General features: G+C 73.0%; 9 protein-coding genes. 4 read left to right on the forward strand and 5 right to left on the reverse strand.

Annotated features, from left to right (window positions below):
* Window positions 1-72: 72 nt before the first annotated feature.
* The 5 genes from ACSNOK_RS23925 to ACSNOK_RS23945 form a co-directional block, all read right to left on the reverse strand.
* Window positions 73-918, reverse strand: a complete 846-nt coding sequence (locus tag ACSNOK_RS23925; RefSeq protein ID WP_436782818.1) for an ABC transporter permease — start codon at window positions 916-918, stop codon at window positions 73-75.
* Entirely contained in the window at window positions 911-1,876 is a 966-nt protein-coding gene (locus ACSNOK_RS23930; protein WP_436782819.1) for an ABC transporter permease, read from the reverse strand. The genes ACSNOK_RS23925 and ACSNOK_RS23930 overlap by 8 nt, the downstream gene beginning before the upstream one ends.
* A 32-nt stretch (window positions 1,877-1,908) precedes the next feature.
* On the reverse strand, window positions 1,909-3,504 hold the full coding sequence (locus ACSNOK_RS23935) for an ABC transporter substrate-binding protein (protein WP_436782820.1): 1,596 nt from the start codon (window positions 3,502-3,504) through the stop codon (window positions 1,909-1,911).
* 667 nt (window positions 3,505-4,171) lie between these two features.
* Window positions 4,172-5,794 carry a flavin-containing monooxygenase gene (locus ACSNOK_RS23940; protein WP_436782821.1) on the reverse strand — a complete coding sequence of 541 codons (1,623 nt, stop codon included), beginning with the start codon at window positions 5,792-5,794 and terminating at the stop codon, window positions 4,172-4,174.
* 190 nt (window positions 5,795-5,984) lie between these two features.
* Entirely contained in the window at window positions 5,985-7,037 is a 1,053-nt protein-coding gene (locus tag ACSNOK_RS23945) for a LacI family DNA-binding transcriptional regulator (protein WP_436782822.1), read from the reverse strand.
* Window positions 7,038-7,190: 153 nt separating this feature from the next.
* Between ACSNOK_RS23945 and ACSNOK_RS23950 the strand changes: the two genes are divergently transcribed.
* The 4 genes from ACSNOK_RS23950 to ACSNOK_RS23965 all read left to right on the forward strand — a co-directional run.
* Window positions 7,191-8,501, forward strand: coding sequence for an ABC transporter substrate-binding protein (locus tag ACSNOK_RS23950; RefSeq protein ID WP_436782823.1), 1,311 nt, complete (start codon window positions 7,191-7,193; stop codon window positions 8,499-8,501).
* 7 nt (window positions 8,502-8,508) lie between these two features.
* Window positions 8,509-9,414, forward strand: a complete 906-nt coding sequence (locus ACSNOK_RS23955) for a carbohydrate ABC transporter permease (RefSeq protein ID WP_436782824.1) — start codon at window positions 8,509-8,511, stop codon at window positions 9,412-9,414.
* 47 nt (window positions 9,415-9,461) lie between these two features.
* Window positions 9,462-10,241, forward strand: coding sequence for a carbohydrate ABC transporter permease (locus ACSNOK_RS23960; RefSeq protein ID WP_436782826.1), 780 nt, complete (start codon window positions 9,462-9,464; stop codon window positions 10,239-10,241).
* Between the two features lie 32 nt (window positions 10,242-10,273).
* Window positions 10,274-11,494 (forward strand): glycoside hydrolase 5 family protein (locus ACSNOK_RS23965; protein WP_436782825.1); only part of this gene is annotated, 1,221 nt, incomplete at its 3' end.

Below are 11,494 nucleotides of genomic sequence, written 5' to 3' on the forward strand. Positions count from 1 at the left end.
AGCCCCCGGTCGTCCGGGGGGTGCGCGGGGGCTCTCCCCCGCGAGAATCGGGTCGGGGCGGGGTGGGGACCATCACAGCGTCAGCTCCGATCGCCGCCGGGGCGAGAGGCGTTCGCGCCAGGCGGCCGCCAGGCCCGCGACGGCCAGGGTGGGGACGATGATGAACAGGCCGGGGAAGAGGGTCGGCCACCAGTCGCCGGCCAGCAGCGAGCCCCGCGCGGCCTGCACCATGTTGCCCAGGCTGGCCTGGTGGGTGGGGAGGCCAAGGCCCAGGAACGACAGGGCCGACTCGTGCCAGATCGCGTGCGGGATCATCAGGACGGCGGCCAGCCCGGCCTGTGGCAGGACGCCCGGCAGCAGGTGGCGGACGGCGATCCGCAGCCGTGACGCGCCGCCGGAGACGGCCGCGTCGACGAACGGGCGGGAGCGCATCGACAGCACTTCGGCACGGACGATGCGGGCGGTGGACAGCCAGTGGGTGACGGCGATGGACGCGATGACCGGGCCGACGCCGGGGCGGAACATCGCCACCACGAAGATGCCGAGCAGCAGGTGCGGCACGGAGGAGAAGAGGTCGACGACGCGCATGACGACGCGGTCGGCCCAGCCGCCGAGCGCCCCGGCCAGGGCGCCCACGGCGGTGCCGACGAGGGTGGCGACGAGCGCGGCGACCGCCCCGACGAGGAGCGAGACCCGCAGCCCGTAGACGGAGCGCAGCAGCAGGTCACGGCCGACCTCGTCGGTGCCGAAGGGGTGGGCGGCGCTGGGGGCCCGGAGCTTGGCGCCGAGGTCGACGGCCTGTTCGTCGAGGGGGACGAACAGCGGGACGAGGATCACGGCCAGCACGGTGACGGCGACGAGCGCGGCGCTCACCGCGCCCTTGGGGAGGCGCCGAACGGGCAGTGCGACGTCAGCCATCGAAGCCCACCCTCGGGTCGGCGAGCCCGTACAGCACGTCCGACAGCAGGTTGCCGACGAGCACGGCGGCGGTGGCGAGCACGGTGAGCGCGGCGAGCAGCGGGAAGTCGGCGCCGGTCGCGGCGTCGACGGTGGCGGAGGCGATGCCCGGCCAGCTGAAGACGGTCTCCACGAGCAGGGCTCCGGTGATCAGTTCGGGGACGCGGGAGCCGATCAGGGTGAGGACCGGCAGCAGTCCGGAGCGGAGAGCGTGGCCCAGCAGCACGGTGCGCTCGGCGAGGCCGCGGGCGCGGGCCCCGCGTACGGGGTCCTCGTCGAGCGCGTCGCCGACGCCCTGGCGGACGTACAGCACGAACCACGGCAGCTGGGTGACGGCGAGGACGGCCGCGGGCAGTACCAGGTGGGAGGCGACCTGTCCGGCGGTGACGGTGTCGCTGCCGGTGTCGGTGAGGCCGCCGGCGGGCAGCGCGCCGGTCTTGAGGGCGAAGAACCAGACGGCCAGCAGGCCGAGCCAGAACGGCGGGGCCGCTTCCAGGACGTAGGCCAGGGAGGTGACGGCCCGGTCGAGGAGCCCGCCGCGCCGCCGGGCGGCGAGCACGCCGAGCGCGGTGCCGACGAGGACGGCGACGGCGAAGGCGGTGCCGCAGAGCAGCACGGACCAGCCGATGCGTTCGCCGATGGCCTGGGCGACGGGCTGCCGCAGGGTGGTGGAGACGCCGAGGTCGCCGGTGAGGGCGGAGGTCAGCCAGTCCCACCAGCGGACGGCGAACGGCCGGTCGGCGCCGAGGTTGTGGCGGAGCTGGTCGAGGACGTCCCGGCCGGTGCCGGGGCCGCCGCCGCCCGCGTAGACCCGGGCGGGGTCGAACGGCGAGGCGGCGGCCACGGCGAAGACGGCGAAGGTCACGACGAGCAGGACGGGGACGGCGGCGAGCAGTCGCCGTCCCGCCATGCGGGCCATCGGCCCCCAGGGAAGGGCCGTCCTGCGGGTGCTCACCGCTTGGGCTGCCAGTCCTCGACGTTCCACCAGGGGCCGGCGCCGAGGCCGTGGTCGTGCGGCTCGACCTGGGTGGTGAGGTCCTTCCAGCGGTTCTTCACCACGTAGAGGTGGTCGACGTGGGTGAGGAAGACATAGCCGGGGTCGTCGGCGAGGGCGTGCTGGATCTTGTCGTAGGCGGCCTTGCGGGCGGCCTTGTCGCCGCTGCGCCGGCCGTCCTCCAGGGCCTTGTCGACCTCGGGGTTCTTGTAGGCGGCCATGTTGTTGAAGCCGTCGAGGGCGAGGGAGGAGTGCAGCAGGTTGTAGAGGTCGAAGTCGGGGTCGGCCGGGTTGCCGCCGCCGGCGAGGACCGCGTCGTCCTTCATGCGCGGCTCGATGACCTCCCAGGTGCCGCTCTGCACCTTGGCCCGGATGCCGATCTTCTTGGCGTCGGAGGCGAAGGCGAGGGCGTGCTCCTGGCGGAGCTTGTCGCCGGCGGGGAACCAGAGGGTGAACTCGGCGCGCGCGCCGTCCTTCTCGCGGATGCCGTCGCCGCCGGGCTTCCAGCCCGCGTCGTCCAGGAGCTTCTTCGCCTTCTCCGGGTCGTACGGGCGCTCGGTGCCCTTGGCGAACCACTCGCTGTTCGTGGGGACGGGCCCGTAGCCGGCCCGGCCCGCGCCCTCCAGCAGGCTCTTGACCATGGCGTCGCGGTCGACGGCGAGATCGAGGGCGCGGCGGACGGCGGTGTCGCCGGTGACCTTGTTCGCGGTGGGCAGCGTCACGCCGCGGAAGTCGGTGGTCTTGGCGGTGAGGGTGGTCTTGCCGGTGTCGCCCTTGAAGCCCTTGGCCAGGTTGGGCGGCAGGATGGCGCCGTCGAGGTCGCCGCTGCGCAGCCGGGTGGCGCGGACGTCGTCGTCCTTGATGATGGCCATGGTGAGCTTCTTGACCTTCGGCTCGCCGCCCCAGTAGCCGGGGTTGGCCTTGAAGGTGAGCTTCTCGCCCTTGCTCCAGCCGGTGAGGACGTAGGGGCCGGTGCCGATGGGCTTGGTGTTGAACGGGCCGGTGTTGACGTCCTGTCCCTTGGCGGCGTGCTCGGGGACGATCGGCAGGACGGTGCGCTCGGCGAAGGGCGCGTAGGGGTACTTCAGGGAGAAGACGACGGTGTCGTCGCCGCGGGCGGTGACCTTGTCGACGGCGTCGAGCTCGCCCTTGTTCGCGTTGTTGGTCTTCTCGTCGAGGATGGTCCGGTAGGTGAAGACCACGTCCTCGGCGGTGAAGGGCTTGCCGTCGCTGAACTTCACGCCGTGCCGGAGGCTGAACGTGTAGGTGCGTCCGCCGTCGGTGATCTTCGGCAGGGACGCGGCGAGGGCCGGGCGGAGCTTCATGTCCGCGTCGCGGCTCAGCAGCCCGTCGAAGATCTTGGAGTTGCCGTCCTTGCCGTAGCCGAGCAGGGGGCTGAGGGTCTCGGGCTCGTTGGCGAGGCCGACGACGAGGGAGTCCTTGCCGGCTCCGGCGGTGTCACCGCCGTCGGGCTTGGAGCAGGCGGCCGCTCCCGCGGCCAGGACGACTGCCGCGGCCGTGGCGGCCGCTCCCCGTATGGACCGGGCCGTCATGCCCTCCACCCCTGTTCACTGCTCAGTTGCTGTTGCGAATACCTCGCAATTAAATCGCACAAAAGCGGAAGGTCATGATCCGGGGTGCCGGGCCCGGGCGGGGCGGGCGGCACGGCGGGGACGGACCGTCACCGGACCCGCACGGACGGTGTGAGGTAAGGGGCCGTCGAGGCCCCCGGGAACGCTGAGGCCCGCAAGGGACAAGTACGCGTGCGGGCCGAAGCGACCGTCACGCGAAAGGACGTCACCACGTCACCTCGGCCGTGCGCCGGCCTCCCGGCACGGGAGAGCCCGTCCCTATTCCCCGCGGCGGGGCCCGGGGGTGACGGTGAGCCTGGCGCTGTGCGCCGGCGCCGTCCTCTGGGCGGCGCGCCGGGTGCCGGACGGCTTCCACTGGAGCGCCTGCACGGTGGTGCCGTACACGCTCGCCGTCGCCGCCGTCGCGCGGGCCGACGCCGAGGGGCGGCGCACGGTGTTCCGGGGCCGGGTCCATGTGTACCTGGGCGAGGTGTCCTTCGCGTTCTACCTCGTCCACGAGATGGTGATCTTCAGTGCCGACCATGCTCTCCGGGGGTACCGGCTCGCCCTCGTCCCGTACGCGGTGCTCGTCTTCGCCGTCTCCCTCGCCGGTTCGCTGCTCCTTGGCCTGGCGGCGGTCCGCCGCCGCTCAGGAGAGGGCGAATCCCCGGTAGCCGTCCCGGGCCACAGCGTCGCACTCCGCCCGGTACCGGTCGGCGCCGCCCGTGTACGCCAGGAAGACCCGCGGCTTGCCCGGGACGTTCGCCCCCATGTACCAGGAGGCGGCGGCCGGGTAGAGCGTGCCGGAGGCGAGGTCGGCGACGTGGGCGCACCAGTCGTCCTCGGCGCGCGGGGTGGCGTCGATCTCGGTGGCGCCGGTCCCGCGCAGGTGGGCGATGCAGTCGGTGATCCACTCGACGTGCTGCTCGATGGAGAAGACGGCGTTGCTCAGGACCGACGGGCTGAGCGGCCCGAGGACGGTGAAGAGGTTGGGGAAGCCGGCCGAGACCAGGCCCAGGAGGTTCCGGGGGCCGTCCGCCCACTTCTCGCGGAGGGTCGCGCCGCCCTTGCCGACGATGTCGACGGCGACCTGGGAGCCGGTCAGGGCGTCGAAGCCGGTGGCGAGGACGAGGACGTCGAGAAAGTGCTCGCGGTCGGCGGTCCGGACGCCTTTGGGGGTGATCTCCTCGATCGGGGTCCTGGCGAGGTCCACCAGGGTCACGTGCGGCTCGTTGAAGGCGGCGTAGTAGCCGGTGTCGAGGCAGGGGCGCTTGGTCGCGAACGGGAAGGTGCGCGGGGAGAGGGCCTCGGCCGTCGCCGGGTCGGCCACGATCGACCGGATCTTGGAGCGGACGAACTCGGCGACGGTCTCGTTGGCGGCCTCGTCGACGAGGATGTCGGTGTAGGTGCGGAGCAGTCCGCTGAGGACGCCGGATTCCCAGGCGGCCTCGTAGGCGGCCGCGCGCTCGGCGTCGTCCGCCTCCAGGGCCGACTTGGTGGGCGGCTCGAAGACGGTCCCGCCCCGGGACAGCCGCTGCGCGGCCCGGAACTCCGGGTAGCCGGCCTTGATCGCGGCGATCTCGGCCGCGGTCAGCGGGCGGTTGTGGGACGGCAGCGCGTAGACGGGGGTGCGCTGGAAGACGGTGAGCTCGGCGGCCTGCTCCGCGATCACCGGGACGGCCTGGACGCCGGAGCAGCCGGTGCCGATCACGCCGACCCGTCTGCCGGTGAGGTCGACGCCGTCGAGCGGCCAGTCGGCGGTGTGGTGGACCGCGCCCGCGAAGGTGCCCAGGCCAGGTATGTCCGGTTCGTTGACGGCCGACACGCAGCCGGACGCGAGCACGACGAACCGCGCGGTGACCGTCTCCCCGGTGTCGGTGGACACTTGCCAGAGGTGGCCGTCCTCGTCGTACACGGCCCGGGTGACGCGGGTGCGCAGGGTGATGTCGCGGCGCAGGTCGAAGCGGTCGGCGACGTGGTGGAGGTAGCGCAGGATCTCCGGCTGCGCGGCGTACCGCTCGCTCCACTCCCACTCCTGGTCGAGCTCCGGGGAGAAGGAGTACGAGTACGCCGTGCTCTCGACGTCGCAGCGGGCGCCGGGGTAGCGGTTCCGGTACCAGGTGCCGCCGATGTCGTCGCAGGCCTCGAACACCCGGGTGCGGAGGCCCAGTTCGCGTAGCCGGTGGAGCTGGTAGAGGCCGGAGAAGCCGGCTCCGACGACGACGGCGTCGAGCCGCGGGGAGGCCGCGGCGGGCCGGGGCGGGGTGTCCATGCGGTTCTCCTGACGGGTGTCCTGGCGCGGGCGGTCGCGGGGGCGCGCCGCGGCCCGGGCGGACCGCCGGAACGGGACGCGGCGGAGCCGGCCCGGCGCGGTCGCCGGTACCGGCGGCCGACCCCCGTCGCGCGCTTCCCGTAGGGGCACATCCTCGCCCGGCCGGGGCTCCGGGGGAAGGCCCTTCTTCTCAGCCACACCCCGGCCGGCCCGTGGACCCCCGGGCCACCAGCCGGGGTGTGGCGTCCCGTATCCGCCGGGCCGGCCCGCCGTCCAGCAGGGCGATCAGCTCCTCGGCGGCCCGCCGGCCGAAAGCCGCGGTGTCGCGGACGAGGGCGGTCAGGGGCGGGTGGGTGCTGCGGCAGAGGACGGAGTCGTCCCAGGCGACGATGGAGAGGCCGGACGGGACGGCCAGGCCGCGGCGGGCGGCGACGGCGAGGCCCGCGACGGCCATCACGTCGTTGTCGTAGACGACGGCGGTGGGCGGGTGGGGCGCGCCGAGCAGCCGGTGGGTGGCCTCGGCGCCTTGGACGTCGGAGTAGTCCGTGGTGACGGAGGTGACGTGGAGGCCGTGGCGCTCCGCGGCCCGGCGCAGGGCGGCGCCGCGGCGGCGGGTGTGGGCCAGTTCCTCCAGGCCCGTGACGTGGGCGAGGCGGCGGTGGCCGAGGGCGTCCAGGTGGGCGACGACGGAGTCCATGGCCTCGGCGTCGTCGGCCCAGAGGTTGGAGATCGCGGTGTCCGGGTCCGCCTCCCAGCCGGCGTCGTCCATCGCGCCGATCACCACGGTGGGCAGTCCGAGTCCGGCGAGCGGGGCGAACCGGGGGTCGTCGGCGCGCGGGTCGACGACGAGGAGGCCGTCGACGCGGTGCTCGGCCCACCAGCGGCGGTGCACGGCGCACTCGGCGGTCACGTCCTCGACCACCTGGAAGAGCAGCCCGAGGCCGCGCACGGCGAGCGCCTCCTGGACGCCGGAGACCAGCCGGAGGAAGAACGACTCGACGCCGAGGGTCCGGGCGGGCCGGGCGAGGACGAGGCCGACGGTGGCGGAGCCCTCGCCGGACAGCGCGCGGGCCGCCGTGCTGGGCTGCCAGCCGAGCTGTTCGGCGACGCGCCGGACGCGCTCGCGGGTGCCGTCCGACACGCCCGGGCGGCCGTTGAGCGCGAAGGACACCGCGCTCTCGGAGACCCCGGCGCGGCGGGCGATGTCGCGGATGGTGGGACGGCGGGCCGGCCGGCGGCGCATGGGGTCTCCTCGGGCGTCCGGAGCGGGCCCGGCACCGGCCCGGGCCCCAACACACTAAAGCGCATTAGTCCTTGACGGAAGTATTGACGGGACTCCCTTGCCGGGTGCACCTTTTGGACCGCCACCTTCCGGCCCGACCGAAGGAGCCCGGCCATGCACCGATCCCGTCGAGTCGTCCGGAGAGCCGTCCGGCCGGCCGTTCCGCTGCTCGCCCTGGCACTGGCGCTGAGTGCCTGCGGATCGGACGGCGGAGGGGGCGGCGGATCGGCGGCGGACGGCCGGATCGAGGGCCGGATCTCCTTCCAGACCTGGAACCTCAGGGCGGGTTACAAGGACTATTTCGAGTCGCTGGTGAAGGAATTCGAGACGAAGTATCCCGACGTCTCGGTGAAGTGGCTGGACCAGCCCGCCGAGCACTACGCGGACAAACTCGGCGCGGACGCCGCCGCCGGCACCCTGCCCGACGTCGTGAACGTCTCGCCGGACCTCTCCTTTCCGCTGGCGAAGGCGGGCGTGCTGCTGAACCTCGACAAGGAGCCGGTGGCCGCGAAGTTCAAGGACGAGTACACGGCGGAGGCCTGGCGGGGGAACACCCTGCCGGGCCTCGACGGCGCCTACGCGTTCCCCTGGTACCTCACCACCGGCCCGCTGTTCTACAACAAGGCCCTGTTCCGGCAGGCCGGTCTGGATCCGGAGAAGCCGCCGCGGACCTACGACGAGCTGTTCGCCGCGGCCGCGGAGCTGTCCCGCCGGTCGGGCGGCCGGACGGCGACCCTGGCGGGCACCCCGGCGATCGAGGACTTCGGCCGGTACGGCGTGCGGCTGATGGACGAGGCCGCCACCCGGTTCACGTACAACGAGCCGAAAGGTGTCGAGCTGCTGACCCGGTACAAGCGGCTCCACGACGACGGCGGGCTCGATCCGCAGGCGCTCACGAGCACCCCGGAACAGGCGGGCCGGAAATTCCTGGAACAGAAGGTCGCCATGAATCCGGGCGGCGCCAACGACCTGGCGAACTTCCGGAAGAACGCGCCGAGTCTGTACCGGAATCTGGGTATCACCGACGCCCCGAACAACACCGGAAAGCCGAACATGTACGTCATGGGTCTCGCGGTGAACCGGAACAGCAAGCACAAGGCCGCCGCCATCGCCTTCGCCCATTTCGTGACCGACCGCAAGAACCAGGAGGCGTTCGCGCATCGGGTGGCCGTCTTCCCCAGCACCAAGGGTTCGCTCGACGACCCGTACTGGACGAAGGACGACGGGACGGACGAGGGCCGGGTCCGGGTCGCCTCCGCGAAAGCGCTGAAAGGCGCCGTGAATTACACGCCCGTGGTGATGAGCGACGAAATGAAGACGATTCTGCGCAACGAGGTCGCCAAGGCCCTCCAGGGGAAGAAGTCGCCGAAGGAGGCGCTCGACGACGCGGTGGCGCGGAGCGACCGGCTGCTGCGGCGGAAGTGATCCGGCCATGGCCCGCAGAGGCGTCCGCCTCCACCACCCCGCGGCCCCCTGGCTGCTCCTGCTGCCCGGGCTCGGCGTCCTCGCCGCGTTCAGCCTCTTCCCGTTCCTGACCACCGTCCACGACGCGTTCACCGACGCCCGCACGCTCGTCCCCGGGCAGTGGGTCGGGCTGCGGAACTTCCGGGACATGCTGCACGACGAGCAGTTCTGGGTGGCGCTGCGGAACAGCGCGCTGTACGTGGTCCTCGTCGTCCCGTTCACCGTCCTGCTGCCGCTGCTGCTGGCGCTGCTGGTGCACAAGAGGCTGCCGGGCATGGGCTTCTTCCGGGCCGCGTTCTACACCCCGGTCGTGGCGTCGGTGGTGGCGGTCGCGCTGATCTGGTCCTGGATGCTGGACGACCGGGGGCTGGTCAACGGCATCCTCAAGGCGCTGGGCGCCGGGCCGGTGTCCTTCCTCGGCGACTCCTGGCTGCTGCTGTTCAGCGCCATGGCGCTGACGGTGTGGAAGGGCCTCGGCTACTACATGGTGATCTACCTGGCCGCGCTGGCCAACGTCCCGCGCGAGCTGCACGAGGCCGCGGCGGTCGACGGCGCCGGCCCGCTGCGCCGCTTCGTCAGCGTCACCGTGCCCGCCGTCCGCTCCACGATGGTGCTGGTCGGGGCCCTGTCGTCGGTGTCCGCCTTCAAGGTGTTCTCCGAGGTGTTCCTGCTGGCCGGGCCCACCGGCGGTCCGGCCGGGGAGGACACCACGCTGGTGATGCTGGTGCAGCGGACGGGCACCGGGCTCGACGGGCGCGTCGGCTACGCCTCCGCCCTCTCCCTGGTGATCTTCGTGATCGCGTTGCTGCTGATGCTGCTGGTGCTGCGCGCGGGCCGCGGGGCGGACGCGGGCGGCCGTGAGGGGGGCGCGTGACCAGGACCTCGGCCGGGGAGAAGATACTCCGCTACCTGCTGCTGCTCATGGTCCTGGCCCTGACCGTCGGCCCGTTCCTCTGGCAGCTCTCCACCTCGTTCAAGAGCACGACGGAGGACGTCTACACCTCGCCGCCGCGCTTCCTGCCCGAGCACCCCACCGCGCACAACTACGCGGAAGTGGCCGAGATCGTCCCCGTCTGGGACTACGCCCTGAACTCGCTGACGGTGGCGGTGGCCAGTGTGATCACCAACCTGGCCGGGGCGTCGACGGCGGGTTACGCGCTGGCCCGGCTGCGCTTCCGGGGCCGCCGGCTCGCCGGGCTGGCCTTCGTGGTGGCGCTGCTCGTCCCGGCGGAGTCCCTGGTCATCGCCCAGTTCACGATGATGCGCGACCTCCACCTGAACAACACCCTCACCGCCGTCGTGCTGCCCGGTGCCGTCGGCGCGCTGAACGTGCTGCTGATGCGGAACGCGTTCGCCAACGTCCCGCGCGAGATCGAGGAGGCCGCGGTCGTCGACGGCGCGAACACCTGGCAGCGGTTCACCCGCGTCGGCCTGCCGTCGGTACGCGGCACCCTGGCCGTCGTCGCGATCTTCGCGTTCATGGGCGCCTGGGACGACTTCCTCTGGCCGCTGATCGTGCTGTCCGACTCCGAGCGCTACACCCTGACCGTCGGCCTGAACTTCCTGCACGGCACGTTCCAGCAGAACCCCCGGCTCGTCGCCGCCGGGACCGTCATCGCGGTGGCCCCGCTCGTGCTGCTGTTCGCCTGCCTCCAGCGGTACTTCTTCCGCGGGGCGGGCGAGGGCGCCGTCAAGGGCTGACCCCGCCCCGGATCGTCCCGGAGAGGAGCTCCATGAGACCCGCCGCCCGTGTGCGTTTCGGCGTCAACTACACCCCGAGCCGCGGCTGGTTCCACCACTGGCTCGACTTCGACCCCGACGACGTCCGCGCCGACCTGGACTGCGTGGTGTCCCTGGGCCTGGACCACATCCGGGTCTTCCCGCTCTGGCCGCTGTTCCAGCCCAACCGGACGCTGATCCGGCCGCGCGCCGTCGAGCAGCTGGTCCGGCTGGTGGACGAGGCCGGGGAGCGCGGCCTGGACGTCGCCGTGGACGGGCTCCAGGGGCATCTGTCGAGCTTCGACTTCCTCCCCTCGTGGGTGACCACCTGGCACCGCCGCAACCTGTTCACCGACCCGGACGTCGTCGACGCGCAGGCCCGCTACCTCGCCGAACTGGCGGGGGCGCTCGCCGGGCGGGACAACTTCCTGGGGATGACGGTCGGCAACGAGACCAACCAGTTCGCCGGCGACCCGCACCCCGACCCGGACCGGGTGACCCCCGCCGAGGCGGGCCGCTGGCTGCGCCGGATGACGGAGGCGTGCGAGCGGGCCGCCCCGGGCCGGGCGCATCTGCACGCCGCGTACGACGCCGCCTGGTACGACGGGACGCACCCGTTCACGCCCGCGCACGCGGCCCGGATCGGCGCGATGACCGCCGTGCACTCCTGGGTCTTCAACGGCACCGCCCAGCGGCACGGCCCGGACGGCGCGGCGACCGGGCTGCACGCCGCGTACCTGATCGAGCTGTCCAAGGCGTGGGCCGACGATCCGGGCCGCCCGGTCTGGCTCCAGGAGGTCGGCGCCCCCGCGCCGCACGTACCGCCCGGGCGGGCGGCGGAGTTCACCCGCACGACGGTCCGCAACGCGCTGGACTGCCCCGGGCTGTGGGGCGTCACCTGGTGGTGCTCGCACGACGTGGACCGCGGCTTGGCCGACTTCCCGGCCCTGGAGTACGACCTCGGGCTGTTCACCAACGACCGCCGGCTCAAACCGGCGGGCGAGGCGCTGGCCCGGGTCGTACGGGAGTACCGGGAGGGCGCGTACGACGAGCCCGCGCCCCGGCGCACAGCGCTGATCCTGGACGCGGGGGACGTGGAGAGCGCGCCGCTGCGGCCGTTGTGCGCGCCGGGCGGCGGCTACTTCGAAGCGTGGATGCGGAACGCCGCGGCGGGGGTCAGGCCGGCCGTGGCGCTCGCCCAGCGGCTGGGGGAACCGGGCCACCTGGCGGGCCGG

This window comes from Streptomyces sp. URMC 126 (assembly GCF_051386555.1).
Taxonomy (GTDB): domain Bacteria; phylum Actinomycetota; class Actinomycetes; order Streptomycetales; family Streptomycetaceae; genus Streptomyces.